Source organism: Candidatus Margulisiibacteriota bacterium (assembly GCA_041661965.1).
Lineage (GTDB): Bacteria > Margulisbacteria > WOR-1 > O2-12-FULL-45-9 > XYB2-FULL-48-7 > XYB2-FULL-45-9.
Genome location: JBAZTH010000003.1, coordinates 314,789 through 330,284, shown reverse-complemented (window position 1 = coordinate 330,284; position 15,496 = coordinate 314,789). Strand labels below are relative to the sequence as shown.

Sequence of the window (15,496 nt, the reverse complement as noted above, 5' to 3'; positions counted from 1 at the left end):
GGTTATTCTGCGGGGAGTTCTCTCGACAGATGCTTAAGCTCGGTCCCTCCACGGCGGTGTTCTTTGACCATCATTTCTTTATGTTTTTCCAGCTGGCGTTTAACATCGGCGCTCGCCAAGTCAATTGCGGTATACATGTCACGGCCCGCTTCCTTGGCCATAATCATTTTATGACCGGCCGCCCAAACCCGCATTTCGGCAACCTGGCGCTGTTCCGCGTTGTCGTTGGAGCGGGCGTCAAGAACGACCTCGGTTTTTTGGATATTAGCGAAAAACTCCTCGAATTTAGCCACCTTTTCGCTGACGTAATCCTTTAATGGCTGGCTCATTTCCATCCCGTGACCAGAAATAGTAAGTTGCATAGTTATCCTCCTTTGGGAATTGTAGCAAATAAAGAGACAGAGCTCAACTTAACAGCTACTCGGCTTCATTCACCGCCCGAGACAAAGTCAGGACCTCCACCCTCTTCGACCCGGCGATCATCAGGCTTTTGGAACATTCCGCGATCGTCGCGCCGGTCGTATAGATATCATCGACCAGCAGGACCCGTTTGTTATAGACCGCCCGGGGCTCGGCGACTTTAAACGCCCCTTTGACGTTTTCCAGCCTGGTGACGCGGGGAAGTTCGAACTGCGGCATTGTCTCTTTAGTCCGCTCCAGGGCGTTCACCAACGGCGTATCGTAATATTTAGCTAAAAAACCGGCCAGCAGTTCCGCCTGATTGAAGCCGCGCAGTTTGCGGCGCCTCGGATGTAAAGGGACCGGGATAAAAGCGTCGATCTCCCGCATATTGAGAAGCGGCGTATGAGTGACGTATTTAATTAGCAAGACCCCGAGCGGCTCGGCCAGTCGTTTGCGCCGCTCGAACTTCAACCGCTGGATCGCCTGCCGGACCACCCCTTCATATTTAGTGGCGGAAAAGATCCCCAAAGCCGGTTTCATGAAGGCGACCTGGTTAAAACAGTCCGGGCAAAGGGCTTCGTCCCCCAGCTTCCGGCAAACCTCGCAACGGGGCGGAAAAATCAAATCCAGTAGCGAATCTAAAAACATTGCTTGCGATTATAACATATGCTATTATGCTCTACCATGACCTGGGATGATATCCTGAAACTGCTGATCCAGGGAGAAGGCCCGTCGGTAGAGTTCGAAAAAAATGTCCCATCAGAGGACGATATCGCCAGGGAACTGGTCGGTTTCTCCAACGCTGATGGCGGGAAGATCATTTACGGTTTGGACGACAAAAGCAAGCACCTCCTCGGCGCCACTCTCCGCGAAGACCTGGAAGACTGGATCAAAACCATCGCCAAAAATCACTGCCAACCACCAATTAATGTCACCGTAGAGGTCGTCGACCGCTTCGAAAAAAAGATCATCGTCTTGCATGTCCTGGAAGGCGAAGACAAACCGTACCGGACCGACGACATCTGCTATATCCGCGATGCCAATATTTCCCGGCCGGCCGAAGAACAAGAGATCCAGGCCCTGGCTTCCCCATGGTCGGGCAAGGGCTTGAACAAACGGCAACTCCGGGCGATGCAAATAATCACCGAACACAACAGCATCACCAACCGGGAGTACCGGGAAGCTTTTGACGTCTCCCACAAGACCGCCCATATTGAATTAACTTTACTGGTCAGCAAGAATTTGGTCCAAAGCGAAGGAGCCGGACGATCGACACGCTATACGCCTATAGAGTTATCTTCTCTCCCAGCCGATGAACTTTAATGAGGTTGGTCGTTCCGGGGATATGAACGGGGATGCCGGCCGTGATGACCACTAGATCATCTTTCTTAAGTAACCTTTCGGTCTCGATCGCCTTCTGGGTTTTCATGATCATTTCGTCAATCGTCTTAAACTCGTCGATCCTGATCGATCGGACGCCAAAGTAAAGCGCCAGCCGGCGGAAAGCCCGATCATTGGTAACGACCCCCAGGATCGGCATCTCCGGCCGCTGTTTGGAGACCCGCAAGGCGGTCGAACCGGTCTCGGTAAAAGTGACGATCGCTTTGGCGTTCATCACCTTGGCCAGGATCCCGGCGGCATGGGCGACGGCCGTATCAATCTTATTCTCTAAAGTAATGTCGGTCGCGAAAGATTTCAATCTGGTTTCGGCTTCCTCGGCGATACGGGCCATCATTTCCACTGTTTCCGCCGGATACCGGCCGATCGAAGTCTCGGCCGACAGCATCACCGCGTCGGTCCCGTCAAAGATCGCGTTGGCGACATCGGAAACTTCCGCTCGGGTCGGGTTCGGTTCCTTGATCATCGACTCCAGCATCTGGGTGGCGACGATCACCGGCTTTTCGAATAACCGGCAAAGTTCGATAATGTCTTTCTGGATGATCGGCACTTTTTCCAGCGAGAGCTCGACCCCCAGGTCCCCCCGGGCAACCATCACCCCATCGGCCACGGCAATGATCGACTCCAGGTTCTCGATCGCTTCCGGCTTCTCGATCTTGGCAATGACCGGAATCCCCGACTTCTTCAAAAGTTTTTTCAACTCCAGAATGTCGGTTTGCTTCCGGACAAAAGAAAGGGCAAAAAAATCGGCCCCTTGCTTAATCCCCCACTCCAAATCTTTGCGATCTTTCGCGGTCAAGGATGGCAAATTCAACTTGGTGTGAGGAAGATTGACCCCTTTATGTTCGCCGATCACCCCCCCTTCGACGATTTGGCACTCGAGGTTCGATTGCCTTTTAGCCGCGACTTTTAGCGTAATAGCGCCGTCCGCCAGCAAAATGAGGTCTCCGGCCTTGATATCGGGTAAAATAGTACCGGGCGAGATTGAAATGATCTTGGCATCTCCGGCGATATTTTGGGTCGTTAAGGTAAGCAGCTCGCCGGTTTTCAGTTCAACACTTTTTTCGCGCAAAGAACCGGTCCGGATCCGCGGCCCCTGGAGATCGACCAGAATGGTCATATTGGGGGAAAGTTTGCGGAGTTGCTGCAATCTTTTTTCGTGTTCTTCATAGGTACCGTGAGAGAGGTTAAAACGGGCGACATTCATCCCGGCCTGAAGGAGTTTTTTTAGAATCTCCGGATCGTCAACGGCCGGACCAAGGGTACAAACAATTTTAGTCTTACGCATGGCAAAATTGTAGCACGCTTTACAAGCATAATCACTCTAAGTTATAATAAAATATAAATTTAACAAAGGAGAAACACATGAGAAAGCCCTTGATCGCCGGAAACTGGAAAATGAATACGATCGCCCAAGAATCGGTCACCCTGGCCAACGAAATAAAAAAACTGGTCGCCAACATCAACGATCGCGACCTGCTGGTCTGCCCCCCTTTCACCGCCATCAGCCAGGTAGCCGACGCCCTCCGCGACTCGGTCGTCATGGTCGGCGGACAGGATATGTTCTGGGAAGATAAAGGGGCTTTTACCGGCGAGATCTCCGGTCCGATGCTGAAATCGGTCGGCGCCAGCTACGTTATTATCGGTCACTCCGAACGCCGCCAATTTTTCGGCGAAACCGACGCCACGGTCAACAAAAAACTAAATGCCGCGCATAAGCACGGATTATTGCCGATCGTTTGCGTTGGGGAAACACTGGCGGAACGGGAAGGGAACAAAACTCTTCAAGTCATTGAGACCCAGATCAAAGGGAGCTTAAATGGATTGCCAAAAGAATTAATGGCCAAAACAGTTGTTGCTTACGAACCGGTCTGGGCGATCGGGACCGGCAAGACCGCCTCGCCGGAACAAGCCCAGGAAGTCCACGCCTTTATCCGCAAATTGATCGTTTCACTTTTCGATCAAGCGACTGCGGATGTCGTCAGAATTCTTTACGGCGGGTCGGTCACCCCGGACAACATCAAAGTCCTGATGTCCCAGGCCGATATTGACGGCGGGTTGGTCGGCGGCGCGAGCTTAAAAGCCGAGAGCTTCGAAAAACTGGCGAAGTTTTAAGGCTTCAAACAGCGGACCCGGGAAAAATAGAGATTGGAATTGATTGTCGTTCCAGCATCTTCGGTCGTGTAACATTGAAAAATCAACCCGTAATCTAAACCGGTCCAGGTTAGGCTGGTAAAGTCGCAGTTGGCCTTGTTTGGCAAAGTAGCGGAGACCTCAACCGGACCGAAAGGCATTTTCCCGCTCCCATTAATGATTGAAAAGAAAAGCTTGTAATAACTTATTTCGGTCGAACTATTCTTTCTAACCGCCAGAACGGAAACGCCGTACGTTGAGCCGCTTAATACCGCCTTGACCCCTTTCTTATCGCGGGTATTCGGCAGACTTAATTCCAATTCGCTCTCCGGGGTAAATACATCAGCCAAGGCCCCGATCCTCGCGTATCTGACCGTATGCAACCCTTGGTCCAAGCTAAGCTCATGCCAGAGGAGTAAATTCTCTACGCCATTCGAAACTTGAGCCGGATACCAGTCAATTAACCCCTTGGCCGTCAGTTTGACGTCGCCCTTGATCTTATTGCCATTAACATCATAAACTGACGAATAAAGTTCGGAAACTTGTTTGTAAGGATCACCGTAATGGTTGCGTCCATCCGCCCAAACAAACCGGTAGGAATTAGCCTCTTTTTGCCAAACCATGCTCGGCTGAAAAGCGAGCTCCGTCGCGCCGTCATTGACCATCTTTTCGTCGCCAACCGGATTCCCATTTTCACTAAAAAGACTCAAGTAAGAGTGGCAATCTTTATAGACCTCGGCCCCACAAGCATCATAGGACAAAGCGAATTGTTTTGCCTCGCTGTTCCAGATCAAGTTATGAGTAAAAGGACTCCAGGCCGAAACGGAACCGTTATGGAGCTTGCCGATCACTTTGGTCTCGACCCCCTGGGGATCGAGCACCGAAAAGTTGATTGAATAGTTGTTCTGGTCAAGACTATCCCAGCTTAAACCGTAACCGGTCCCGGTCCAAACTGCTTTACCGTTTAAATAAGCCATCGGGTCTTCGATCTCCGAACCGACCGATTTGACCTTAACTTCAGAAGTAACCAGCTCCCCTTCGCTGGAGAATTTCTTCAAATAGGTCCCCCAGATCTCCCCTTCTTTGCGATTATAGAAGACCCCATAGTTCTCGCCATTCCAGGCAACCGCTCCTCCCCAGCTGTTCTCCTGAATCAGCTTGGGCAGGACAAGCTCATACTTTCCGCTGGAACATTCATTAACGGCTATCGGAGCATCCTTATCCGGCGCGGCGTCAATGATCGGCGTCGCGTCTGGCTTGACGCCGCCGTCTTCAGCGGATATAGGCGCATGATAATCAACTTCCAAGCCGGTTCTGGCGCCGCAACCGGCGCTGATTAAACCGGTCAAAGCAACGGCCGCCATAGCTCTAAAACCCCGTTTTTCATGAACTGGGAGCGGTCTTACTATCGGTCGATTGATTTTAATTGCCATTATTAACTCCTTGAAGATACGACTCAAGTCTATTTTTTATCGGCCGGATGGGGAACAAATTTCACTAAATCGTCTTTAGCAACAGAGCCACAACAAGGAATAATTTGAGAGGGTTAAAACAGAAGGAGATCAACAGCGCCCGTTTTTTTCAAAACCATTAACTAAGGTATTTATCCAAAGCTTCTTGGTAACTCGCGATTAATTTAGGGTATTTATCACGATAAGCCTCGATTAGAGCCTTCATCTCGGAGACTTTCTCTTGCGGCGATAACCTTAAGTTGGTGGGACTAAAAAAGAAGGTCATGAGATCAAAGGTTATTTTGTCGTGCAAATCAGCCGCGACCCCGTCTTGCTCGCCATATTTTTGATCGAATTCATTATAACTTATTAAAGATTCCGCCATTTCGCCGCGCCCCACACGAAGAGTGGCAACATCAACCTGATCCCAGGGTTGCTTAAACTCCTGGCCATGGAAGTACTCATGCTTCATTAGTTCATATTTGGCCTTGACCTGTTCGTTTCGTTCGGCTAAAAACCGAAAATGAGCTGGATGATGAATGTAATAAGCAAATGAATCGGAAAAATCTTCGTCACGGCTATTCGTCGCGTAACCGGAAACAAAGTTGTCAAAATCTTTCTCTCCTTTCGTCTGGTCAGGCGTCGACCACGAGATCTGACCGAAGCCATGGTCATCGCAGGAAGTTTCCTGTACATGATGCGCAATTTCATGAATAATGGTAGTAACCCAATAATCAGCGGAAAACAATAAAGCTGATTGTTTCGGCTCGATATCGCCATAGCGGACATAAACAATGCTGGTAAGGTCCTTTCCATTAGTAGTAGCCCGGCCCATTCGGTCAAGTTCCGGCACAAAATTAATGGCGGTTACGCCATTTAAATAGCAAGAGTCGATCATGGCCAAAACTGTATTAGCGGCAGCGGTAATCGCCGCTTGTTTCTCGGGTTTGATCTCCCCACTAAAGTTTAAAGGGACCGAAACGGAAGAACAGCTGGTTCCCCATTCTTCGGCGGTCCGACAGTTGAGCGACTGGTCGCTGCAACCGATAAGCATCCCGCCAAAAATATTAAAAACGCCCGCCGCAATTTCCAAACCGATATTTTTTGGTTGCGCGACAGGCTTAGAAGCGGGAGTAACCGTAACTTTCGGCTCTTCGGGGCTCAAAAGAGAACAGTTGTCTTCTTTCGCCAGATAACAAGCATTATTGTCATACCAACCAACACAACGGTTCCCTTCATATATATTGATAGCCATTATATATATTTATCGTAATAAAAAGCCATTTTCTTGCCCTTACCGGCCATTTTTCGGCCACGATTTTAAGCCCTTTGGTTTTTTAAGCATTTATGTTAAAATAGCTCCAGTTAGAAAAAATAAAAAGCGAAAAGGAGCAATAAAATGGCAAAGAAACTGTATGAAGAATTAGGCCTCGTTAACAGTAAAGAGATGTTCGCGAAGGCAATGGCGGGGAAATATGCCGTTCCAGCTTACAATTTTAATAACATGGAACAACTGCAGGCGATCATCGGCGGCTGCGCGGAAAGTAATTCCCCGGTCATTATCCAGGTTTCCAGCGGCGCCCGGAAATACGCCAACCAAACCCTCCTCCGCTACATGGCCCAGGGAGCGGTGGAAATGTGCCGGAAAGACTTGAAGAGCAACATCCCAATCTGCCTTCACCTTGACCACGGCGATACTTTTGAACTCTGCAAATCATGCATCGACTACGGTTTTTCCTCGGTCATGATCGACGGCTCCAGCCACACTTATGAGGACAACATCAAGCTGACCAAACAAGTTGTCGACTACGCTCATCAGTTCGACGTCACGGTCGAAGGCGAGCTCGGCGTCCTGGCCGGGATCGAAGACGAAGTCAAAGCGGAAAAGCACACCTATACCGACCCCAGCCAGGTAGAAGATTTCGTGAAGCGGACCGGCGTCGATTCGCTGGCGATCTCGATCGGCACCTCCCACGGCGCCTATAAGTTCAAGCTTAAACCGGGCGAGTCGGTTCCGCCGCTCCGCTTCGACATCCTGGAAGAAGTGGAAAAGCGGTTACCAGGTTTCCCGATCGTCCTGCACGGCGCATCGTCGGTCGTCCAGGATTACGTCGCCATGATCAATAAGTTCGGCGGCAAGATGGATAACGCTGTCGGCGTTCCCGAAGAACAGCTTCGCAGAGCGGCCAAATCAGCCGTCTGTAAGATCAACATCGACAGCGACGGCCGGCTGGTCATGACGGCAGTTATCCGTAAGGTTTTTGCTGAAAGCCCGTCCGAATTCGATCCGCGAAAGTATTTAGGCCCGGCGCGCGAAGAGCTCAAAAAGCTGATCGTCGCTAAGAACACGAACGTCCTGGGATCGGCTGGAAAGGCTTAAGAAAGGAAGACAGGCTTATGAAAGTTAAATTTCAAGGAAAAGAGATCAATATCAAACGGATCGGTATTTTAACCGGCGGCGGAGACTGCGCTGGACACAACGCGGTGATCGTCGGACTACTGCGGCGGATCAGCCAGGCCAACCTCACCCTTCCAGCCGGTGAGAAAATGGAGCTGGTCGGGTTGCTCGAAGGGTGGAAAGCCCTGACCCGCGACCCGGAAAAAGAGCTGAACAAGATCGTCAAACCGCTTGAACTCCTGGACATTGAAGAATCGGTTGCCGTCGCGGGAACGATCTTGAAATCATCACGGACCAATCTCTTCTCCAAAGTAAACCTCGAAGCCAAGATGCCGGAAACGGCCATGGCCAACATTAAAAAGCTCGGCTTAGACTGTTTAGTGGTTTTAGGCGGCGACGATACTCTGGGCGCAGCCGGCAAACTCGGCCAGCAATACTCGTTCCCAATGTTCGGCGCCCCCAAAACGATGGATAATGACGTTTTCGGCACCGAGATGACCTACGGCTTTGAATCGTCGGTTGAAGAATCGGTCCACTTTATCGAAAATTGCCGGACAACCGCCGAATCGCACAACCGCTGTTTCGTCATTGAAGTCATGGGCCGGCACGCCGGCTGGGTCGCCCTCTGGGCCGGGATCGCCGGCGGGGCTGAAGTCACCCTGCTTCCTGAAGAAGTCCTTAATATGGATAACGTTATCAAGCAAGTTGAAAAAGCGATCGCTAAGAAACAACATTGCATCGTCGTCGTTTCCGAAGGGGCCAGACTCTTTGACACCCGCTACCCTGACGCGATCAACAAACGGCATCAGGCGATGCTCGAAACCGTGATCGCCGATCCTAAATACGCCATGGTCAAAGCCCGGCACGAAATGCCGAAAAAGAAAGACTCGTTCGGCAACGAACAGCTCGGCGGGATCGGTGAATATGTCCACGCTATCCTGGAGAAACACACCAAAGGGTTTGAATATCGCTATCAGAACTGCGGCCACGCCATCCGCGGCGGCGTCGCCCACGTCATGGACCGGATCCTGGGGTTACGCTACGGCGACGCGATCTTCGGTTTTATGCTGGAAGGAAAGTTCGGGGTTTACCCAGGCCTGGAAAGCGACCAGATCGTCTCCCGGAACCTGTTGGAAGTCAAAGGCGGACGCTTTGTCCCACAAGACCACCAGCTGTTCAAGATGCGGAACGCGGCCGATTATTATTGATTTGCTTTCAGCGATAAAATAGCTTTTTTAGCCGCCTGGCCAATTTCATCCGGGCGGTTAATTAGTTTTTCTAAATAAGGGAAGGCCCGCTTATCACCGATAACAGCCAACGCTTCTATCGCAGTAGTGGCATCGTTTTTTTCTTCCGCTAAAATCTTAACCAGCGGCTCCAACAATTTAGAGTCCCTTAACTTAAGAGCCACAATCGCCTCCATTGCCCGATATCTGGCATTCTGATCCGCCAGACCCTTGATAACCAGAAGCAAAAAGCGTTCGTTACCGGGTATCGGATCCATTCTTAGATCTTCTAATCCTGCTTCAGCCGCTAGTTGAAATATATAATCTCTGCTGTTTGGACAATACTGGAAATGTCTCTCTAAAGCTGTAAAAAATCTTTCGTCGCGGATATGCGATCTAAAAATGTGAATTAAGGCATAAGAGTCTAAGCCATACTTCAAGAGTGGCAACTGATCATCCTGGCAAATACTGCTTAGCGCGTCAATCTCCAGACCATTCAGGTCCCTTCCGACATGATCAAAAAATCGTTCTCCGGCAAAAGGATCAACCCCAGAAAAATAGCGCCCGTCAAAAACATAATCACGCATAAACAGAAAAACCAACTTGCCAAACCGACGGCTTTTTTCAGGAAGCCCCGGTAAATACAATCTAGCAAGATATTGGTCAGAATGTCTTCGATATATTGTCAGTGCGCTGGCAAACAGTTCGCTTGGTTCGTTGGTTCCATGCCCCCACTGCATATTACACTGTTCATGAATGATGGTTAAACTAGCCGGACTGATATAGGAATCATCTTTTAGTAGCTGATAATTCTTCCAACCTAAAGAGACCTGGTATATTTGCCCCCAAAAATCGCCAAACAAAGTATTCTTTAAACGGGTTTCATAGATCGCATGCCCCATTTCATGAGCAACGGGATCCAAATAATCATCTGTTTTGACCGGAACGGTAATTTCCTGCGTTTCCGGATTGTAATGCCCATAACAGGGGTGAATTTTAACTTTAGTTACCGGACGTTGCGGAATAATCCCATTCAATTCAGCAACTAAATTCCTGATGCTCTCTTGTTTCTGAATCGCCAGATCAGGAGAAGAAACAATTGCAATGTTTTGTTTTTTTGTACAATTAACATTGATCGCGGGCATTAAGGCCAAAGCAGCAACAAATCCGATCCGGTTTATTCTTAATCTAAGATTATTTAACATCTTGCCTAATATTCCGTTAAATAAACAATTAATTTCACTTAAACAACAAAAAGCCCCGGTTTTACCTAGGGCTTTTAAGTAATATTATTGACGTTTAAACTATGAAGAGAGCATTTCCGCGATCCGGAGCTGTTCCAGCTCGATCTTTTTGATCACGCGGCCGACTTTATTGAGCAGAACAGGGTGAACTTTATCCGACTTCGTCCCAACCAACAAACCTGATTTCCCCTGGATCAACAGTTCGGTCGCGGTCGCGCCAAGCTTGCCGGCTAACTCGCGGGAAAAGGCGCTTGGGGAGCCGCCTCGTTGAATATGCCCCAAAACTGAAACCCGGATGTCCATATCCGGCAGCCTTTTCGCCAACTTGTCCCTGACTGAAACGCCTGATTCCGCCCCTTCAGCCACCACCACGATAAAGCTTTCTTTCCCCCGCTGGCGTCCCTTGCTGATCTTGGCGGCAATCGCGTCGATGTCGTGCTTCACTTCCGGGATAATGACGACTTCGGCGCCGCAAACCAGCGCCACGTCGGCGGCGATAAAGCCGTTATGCCGCCCCATCACTTCGATCACGAACAGCCGTTCATGCGAGTCGGCCGTGTCGCGGATCTTATCGATCGCTTCCATGGCGGTGTTGACCGCGGTATCGAAACCAATGGTAAAGTCGGTCCCCGGAATGTCGTTGTCGATCGAGGCCGGAACGACGTTGATCGGCATTTTAAAGTCATCGATCAAAGCCATCGAGGCGCGCATTGAACCGTCGCCGCCGATAACTACCAGCCCTTCGATCCCATATTTCCTAAAGTTGGCCATGGCTTCCCGGCGGTTGCGTTTCTCCTTAAATTCCGGACAGCGCTTGGTATGGAGAAAAGTCCCTCCCCGGTTAATGATCCCGCTGACCGAATGGGCGGTCAGCTCCCGAATATGATCGTTGATCGCGCCGTACCACCCTTTTTCGATCCCAAAGACTTTGACGCCGTGAAAGTTGGCCGTTCTGACGATCGCCCTGATCGCCGGGTTCATCCCCGGAGCGTCGCCGCCGGTGGTCATGACCCCGATAACTTTAAGTTTTTTTGCCATTTGAAAAACCTCGCTTTCGGCAATAGTATACAATACTTTCTCGATATGTTAAAATTTATTATTGAAAATAGAATTATTTTCTAACCGCGCACTTAAATGCGCGGTTAAATTTCCCAATAAACCGAGACGTTTAGTTTTCGGTCTATCGGGGGCTAGGAGCTGATGCAAAATGACCAGGCAGATCAAGATCTTCGACACTACCTTACGCGACGGTGAACAGTGTCCCGGCGCCTCTCTTAACCCCGAAGAAAAACTGGATATCGCCCGTCAACTGGCCAAACTCGGCGTCGATGTAATCGAAGCCGGGTTTGCCATCGCCTCCCCGGGTGATTTTGATTCGATCAAGCAGATCGCCCAGCAGATCAAAGGGCCGATCATTTGCAGTCTGGCCCGGGCCAAAAAAGAAGACATTAAAAGCGCCTGGGAAGCGATCAAATATTCCGCTAAACCGCGGATTCACGTCTTTCTCGCCACCTCTCCCATCCACATGGAAAAAAAGCTCCGGATGACGCCGGAGCAAGTCTTAGCCGCGGCCAAAGAGATGGTCGCCTACGCGTGCTCTCTCTGCCCCGACGTTGAATTTTCCGCCGAGGATGCCGGACGATCGGAGCCGGAGTTCCTCTATCAAGTGGTCGGCACCGCCATCGAAGCCGGAGCGACGACGATCAATATCCCCGACACCGTCGGTTATAACACCCCCTGGGAATTCGGAAAATTGATCGAGAATGTCATCGCCAACGTTCCGCAGATCAAAGCCAAAGGGATCACGATCTCCGTCCACTGCCATAACGACCTGGGAATGGCAACGATCAACTCCCTGGCGGCGATCAAAGCCGGGGCCAACCAGGTGGAATGCACCATCAACGGGATCGGTGAACGGGCGGGAAACGCCTCGCTGGAAGAGGTCGTCATGACCTTGAAAACCCGCCACGATTATTTCAAATGCACGACCGGGATCAACACCAAAGAGATCTACAAGACCAGCCGGATGGTCAGCAACTTAACCGGGCTCCTGGTCCAGCCGAACAAAGCGATCGTCGGCGCCAACGCCTTCGCTCATGAATCGGGGATCCACCAGGCGGGGATGCTCCGCGACCGCCAGACCTACGAGATCATGCTCCCGGAAGATATCGGCTTGACCGAAAGTAAGCTGGTCCTGGGGAAACACTCCGGCCGGAACGCTTTTGCCGATAAATTGAAAGATATGGGCTATACCCTCACCGAAGAGAACCTGGAAAAATCTTTTACCCGCTTCAAGCAGCTGGCCGACATGAAGAAAGAGATCGGCGAAGCCGACCTGGAAGCGATCGTTTCGGAAGAGGTCTACATCGTCCCGGAAACCTTCACGATTGATCTGATCGAGGTCTGCTCCGGGACCGAACGGAAGCCAAGCGCCAAAGTCAGGCTTAATTACAAAGGGAACGTTAAAGAAGAGTCGGCTGAAGGGGCCGGTCCGGTCGACGCGGTCTACCACGCGGTCGACAAGATCACCAACCTCAAGAGCAACCTGGTCGACTACTCGATCCAGGCGATCAGCGGCGGGACCGACGCCCAGGGAGAGGTCACGGTCAGGCTGAAAGAAGGCGAACAGATCTACGTGGGACACGGCGCCTCGACCGACATTATCCTGGCCAGCGCCAAAGCCTATATCGCGGCGATCAATCGGATGATCTACTCACAGGCGCAAGTCCGGGCCAAAGGGATCGACTAACCTATTCCTCGACCGTAATGCAAGTTAAAGTTCGGGCGACGAAACCGGTCGCCTGGATCTTGCGGACGATCATCTCCCCCATGGTTTTCAGATCCGGCGATTCCACAAAGGCAATGATATCGTACGGGCCGGTCACGATGTGGACGGTTTTGACCCCTCTTAGTCCTTTGATTATACTGGTCAGTTCGATCGCTTTTCCGGGCATCGCTTCGATCAAAATATAAGCGCTAGTCATAATTTCTCCCCCTTTTTCCGCAGTATAGCAAATTGCAATTAACAAGCCAAGATGATAGAATTCATTCATGTGGCAGAGAATAGGCTCTTATTTTTTCAGAGGACTGATCACCTTGCTCCCGGCCCTGATCACCATCTGGCTCCTCTGGTTCATGTTCTCTTTTCTGGACGGGATCCTGGGTAACTTTATTACTCTGGTCCTGGGACACTCGATCCCGGGGCTTGGTTTGATCGTCACCGTCCTCTTGATCTTCCTCTCCGGTTATTCGGCGACCCATATTTTTGGGGAAAAATTATTTCATCTCGGCGAAGAGATCATCTTCAAGATCCCGGTAGTCAAGCATATCTACGCTTCGGCCAAACAGATCAACGACGTTCTCTTCGTCCATAAAGGGACCGACGAATTCCGCCGCGCCTGTTTGATCGAATACCCGCGCAAAGGGGTCTGGTCGGTCGGCTTCATCACCTCCGACGCCGCGGCCGAGATCGAAGCCAAGACCAAGGAAAAGATGCTCAATGTTTTTATCGCCAACACCCCGACCCCAGCCACCGGTTTCCTGGTCCTGGTCCCGGCCAAGGAAGTCGTCCTTCTGGACATGAAGATCGAAGCCGCTTTCAAATATATCATCTCGGGCGGGGTCCTGAAACCGAACGATATTCCGACCGAACTTCCGGCTAAAAAAGAAAGTTAACCCTCCCCTGAAATTCCCCAAAATTGACGCGGATAATAGAACATGGACAAAATCATCCGCCATGCCGCCGCCGGCGAACCAAAAGCTTTAAGAACAGTTGTCAAAACACTGCCCAACCTGACAGCCAAGGCGTTGGTTAAGCTCTATTTTGACGGCCAGCTTGAGCCTCTCCTAGCGCATCTCCCGCCCCAAAGCATCCTGGCCTTAGCCGACCGACCGGACTTTAGGTGGAATATCATGGTCAAAAAAGTCGCTGAACTGGCCGCGACCGGCGACCAAATGGCTGCCGAGTGTCTCAACGGGCTGGCAAAGAACTGGGATGAGAAAAAATTGGATGTTTTCGCCAGTAATCGAATTTTAAAACTGGTCTTGGATAATCTTCCGCCAAGGACTATTTTTCACCTTTGCGAAATAACTGAATCTTATGACGACGAAAACTTTACCGGCCCGTACGACTTGCTGATCGCTAAAACAATTCGGCTCGCTCAGAGCGGAAATTTCGACGCCGGCTTATTACTGGAACAGCATGCCGGACAATGGGAACCGGAATACATCGATCATTTAGCCGATTACGATCATTTGGACCCCTGCCTTAGCCAATTATCACCAACAGGCATAATTAAACTAGCCGGAATATGTTCCGCTTTAAATTACTGGGGGGATGATCTGCGCGGAGCTCGCGACAGAGTTATAATTAAGGTCCGAGAACTGGCGGAAAACGGGAATGAAGAAGCGAAAAAAGCTCTGGAAAAGTTCCTGAAAGAAGCCGCGCCTGATTATATTCTTCATTTAAATCAGTTTAACCAGCTCGATAAAATCTTCAGCGCTCTTGGCTACCCCGAACACCCAAACGTTTGATTAAACCCGGTTTTAAGGGCCAAGGCCAGTTCATTGAAACTGATCTCCCGCCCAATCAACTCTTCAACGCTTATCGCTTCTGTGCCATCAGCCGGGTTAAGCAGCATCGTGAACGCCTCGTCCGGAGTTCGCCGAACAAAGATCGAGCCTTGCTGTAGCAAGGCCTTTTTCCCCCTTTTCTGGGCACTCCCGACGATCTTTTTCCCTTGGGCCACGACCTCGTATTCAGTCGGATAGGAAAAACATAAAGTTGAGCCGGCTGCCGGAAGGGGCCAATTCGCCTGACGAACTTCGGCCGGCACCCCGATCAGCTTCAGTCCGGCAACGACCGCTTCGGAGATTTTCTTGTAGGCTGGAATTAAGCCGGACGGCAACTGCGGATCATCCTTGGCAATCACCAGCGAATAAGTCACTTCCGCTTCATTGTGAAAAACAATCCCGCCGCCGGTCGGCCGGACAACGACATCCCACCCCAGTTTTTGGGCCCTCTCCCGATCGATCTCCCGCTCGATTTTCCGGGCATACCCTAAGGTCAGGCATTGCGGCTGCCACGAATAAAAACGCAATGTCGGGGTGAGCTCGCCCGCTTCAAACGAGTTAAACAATTCGAGGTCACGACGCATGTTCTCGGCCCCGCTCTTTTCCTTATCGATCAAGAGTTTCCAGTTCATGCTCTTAATTATATCTTATTGACGCAAGAGAATGAAATTT

General features: G+C 50.6%; 16 protein-coding genes. 7 read left to right on the top strand and 9 right to left on the bottom strand.

All coding sequences use genetic code 11. The annotated features are described in order from the left end of the window. Nucleotides 1-2: 2 nt before the first annotated feature. Nucleotides 3-362, bottom strand: a complete 360-nt coding sequence (gene raiA, locus WC772_07415; protein MFA6170578.1) for a ribosome-associated translation inhibitor RaiA — start codon at nt 360-362, stop codon at nt 3-5. A gap of 55 nt (nt 363-417) precedes the next feature. Further along, nucleotides 418-1,050 (bottom strand): ComF family protein, encoded by a 633-nt coding sequence (locus WC772_07410; protein MFA6170577.1) that lies wholly within the window; start codon nt 1,048-1,050, stop codon nt 418-420. 36 nt (nt 1,051-1,086) lie between these two features. On the opposite strand from WC772_07410, the gene WC772_07405 reads away from it, so the two are divergent. Further along, on the top strand, nt 1,087-1,725 hold the full coding sequence (locus WC772_07405; protein ID MFA6170576.1) for an RNA-binding domain-containing protein: 639 nt from the start codon (nt 1,087-1,089) through the stop codon (nt 1,723-1,725). On the opposite strand, the gene pyk is transcribed toward WC772_07405, so the two are convergent. Further along, nucleotides 1,688-3,088, bottom strand: coding sequence for a pyruvate kinase (gene pyk, locus WC772_07400; protein MFA6170575.1), 1,401 nt, complete (start codon nt 3,086-3,088; stop codon nt 1,688-1,690). The two genes, WC772_07405 and pyk, sit on opposite strands and share 38 nt — an antisense overlap. 77 nt (nt 3,089-3,165) lie before the next feature. Between pyk and tpiA the strand changes: the two genes are divergently transcribed. After that, a complete protein-coding gene (tpiA, locus tag WC772_07395) occupies nt 3,166-3,915 on the top strand; it encodes a triose-phosphate isomerase (GenBank protein ID MFA6170574.1) in 750 nt (249 codons plus the stop codon). On the opposite strand, the gene WC772_07390 is transcribed toward tpiA, so the two are convergent. Both WC772_07390 and WC772_07385 read right to left on the bottom strand, forming a co-directional pair. Then, nucleotides 3,912-5,297 carry a hypothetical protein gene (locus tag WC772_07390; protein ID MFA6170573.1) on the bottom strand — a complete coding sequence of 462 codons (1,386 nt, stop codon included), beginning with the start codon at nt 5,295-5,297 and terminating at the stop codon, nt 3,912-3,914. The genes tpiA and WC772_07390 overlap by 4 nt on opposite strands. 226 nt (nt 5,298-5,523) lie before the next feature. After that, entirely contained in the window at nt 5,524-6,639 is a 1,116-nt protein-coding gene (locus WC772_07385; protein MFA6170572.1) for a hypothetical protein, read from the bottom strand. Between the two features lie 144 nt (nt 6,640-6,783). On the opposite strand from WC772_07385, the gene WC772_07380 reads away from it, so the two are divergent. Both WC772_07380 and WC772_07375 read left to right on the top strand, forming a co-directional pair. Further along, nucleotides 6,784-7,764 carry a class II fructose-bisphosphate aldolase gene (locus WC772_07380; protein ID MFA6170571.1) on the top strand — a complete coding sequence of 327 codons (981 nt, stop codon included), beginning with the start codon at nt 6,784-6,786 and terminating at the stop codon, nt 7,762-7,764. 17 nt (nt 7,765-7,781) lie between these two features. After that, nucleotides 7,782-8,990, top strand: coding sequence for an ATP-dependent 6-phosphofructokinase (locus WC772_07375; GenBank protein MFA6170570.1), 1,209 nt, complete (start codon nt 7,782-7,784; stop codon nt 8,988-8,990). Here WC772_07375 and WC772_07370 read toward each other — a convergent pair. Further along, a complete protein-coding gene (locus tag WC772_07370; GenBank protein MFA6170569.1) occupies nt 8,984-10,213 on the bottom strand; it encodes a hypothetical protein in 1,230 nt (409 codons plus the stop codon). The genes WC772_07375 and WC772_07370 overlap by 7 nt on opposite strands. A 99-nt stretch (nt 10,214-10,312) precedes the next feature. Then, nucleotides 10,313-11,290 (bottom strand): ATP-dependent 6-phosphofructokinase, encoded by a 978-nt coding sequence (locus WC772_07365; protein ID MFA6170568.1) that lies wholly within the window; start codon nt 11,288-11,290, stop codon nt 10,313-10,315. Nucleotides 11,291-11,459: 169 nt separating this feature from the next. On the opposite strand from WC772_07365, the gene WC772_07360 reads away from it, so the two are divergent. Then, entirely contained in the window at nt 11,460-13,001 is a 1,542-nt protein-coding gene (locus WC772_07360) for a 2-isopropylmalate synthase (protein MFA6170567.1), read from the top strand. A 1-nt stretch (nt 13,002) separates the two neighbouring features. Here WC772_07360 and WC772_07355 read toward each other — a convergent pair whose 3' ends face one another. Then, nucleotides 13,003-13,236: an Lrp/AsnC ligand binding domain-containing protein gene (locus tag WC772_07355; GenBank protein MFA6170566.1), complete on the bottom strand. Its 234-nt coding sequence runs from the start codon at nt 13,234-13,236 to the stop codon at nt 13,003-13,005. 67 nt (nt 13,237-13,303) lie between these two features. Between WC772_07355 and WC772_07350 the strand changes: the two genes are divergently transcribed. After that, nucleotides 13,304-13,927, top strand: coding sequence for a DUF502 domain-containing protein (locus WC772_07350; GenBank protein ID MFA6170565.1), 624 nt, complete (start codon nt 13,304-13,306; stop codon nt 13,925-13,927). Between the two features lie 42 nt (nt 13,928-13,969). Further along, nucleotides 13,970-14,785, top strand: coding sequence for a hypothetical protein (locus WC772_07345; GenBank protein MFA6170564.1), 816 nt, complete (start codon nt 13,970-13,972; stop codon nt 14,783-14,785). On the opposite strand, the gene WC772_07340 is transcribed toward WC772_07345, so the two are convergent. Then, on the bottom strand, nt 14,761-15,456 hold the full coding sequence (locus WC772_07340) for a lipoate--protein ligase family protein (protein ID MFA6170563.1): 696 nt from the start codon (nt 15,454-15,456) through the stop codon (nt 14,761-14,763). The two genes, WC772_07345 and WC772_07340, sit on opposite strands and share 25 nt — an antisense overlap. Between the last annotated feature and the right edge of the window lie 40 nt (nt 15,457-15,496).

Excerpts from the sequence above, each read along its gene's own strand:
- WC772_07380 (MFA6170571.1), top strand. The coding sequence starts at position 6,784 with ATGGCAAAGAAACTGTATGAAGAATTAGGCCTCGTTAACAGTAAAGAG.
- WC772_07370 (MFA6170569.1), bottom strand. The coding sequence starts at position 10,213 with ATGTTAAATAATCTTAGATTAAGAATAAACCGGATCGGATTTGTTGCT.
- WC772_07345 (MFA6170564.1), top strand. The coding sequence starts at position 13,970 with ATGGACAAAATCATCCGCCATGCCGCCGCCGGCGAACCAAAAGCTTTA.
- WC772_07405 (MFA6170576.1), top strand. The coding sequence starts at position 1,087 with ATGACCTGGGATGATATCCTGAAACTGCTGATCCAGGGAGAAGGCCCG.
- WC772_07355 (MFA6170566.1), bottom strand. The coding sequence starts at position 13,236 with ATGACTAGCGCTTATATTTTGATCGAAGCGATGCCCGGAAAAGCGATC.
- WC772_07385 (MFA6170572.1), bottom strand. The coding sequence starts at position 6,639 with ATGGCTATCAATATATATGAAGGGAACCGTTGTGTTGGTTGGTATGAC.
- WC772_07340 (MFA6170563.1), bottom strand. The coding sequence starts at position 15,456 with ATGAACTGGAAACTCTTGATCGATAAGGAAAAGAGCGGGGCCGAGAAC.
- raiA (MFA6170578.1), bottom strand. The coding sequence starts at position 362 with ATGCAACTTACTATTTCTGGTCACGGGATGGAAATGAGCCAGCCATTA.
- WC772_07410 (MFA6170577.1), bottom strand. The coding sequence starts at position 1,050 with ATGTTTTTAGATTCGCTACTGGATTTGATTTTTCCGCCCCGTTGCGAG.
- tpiA (MFA6170574.1), top strand. The coding sequence starts at position 3,166 with ATGAGAAAGCCCTTGATCGCCGGAAACTGGAAAATGAATACGATCGCC.
- WC772_07375 (MFA6170570.1), top strand. The coding sequence starts at position 7,782 with ATGAAAGTTAAATTTCAAGGAAAAGAGATCAATATCAAACGGATCGGT.
- pyk (MFA6170575.1), bottom strand. The coding sequence starts at position 3,088 with ATGCGTAAGACTAAAATTGTTTGTACCCTTGGTCCGGCCGTTGACGAT.
- WC772_07350 (MFA6170565.1), top strand. The coding sequence starts at position 13,304 with ATGTGGCAGAGAATAGGCTCTTATTTTTTCAGAGGACTGATCACCTTG.
- WC772_07390 (MFA6170573.1), bottom strand. The coding sequence starts at position 5,297 with ATGGCGGCCGTTGCTTTGACCGGTTTAATCAGCGCCGGTTGCGGCGCC.
- WC772_07365 (MFA6170568.1), bottom strand. The coding sequence starts at position 11,290 with ATGGCAAAAAAACTTAAAGTTATCGGGGTCATGACCACCGGCGGCGAC.
- WC772_07360 (MFA6170567.1), top strand. The coding sequence starts at position 11,460 with ATGACCAGGCAGATCAAGATCTTCGACACTACCTTACGCGACGGTGAA.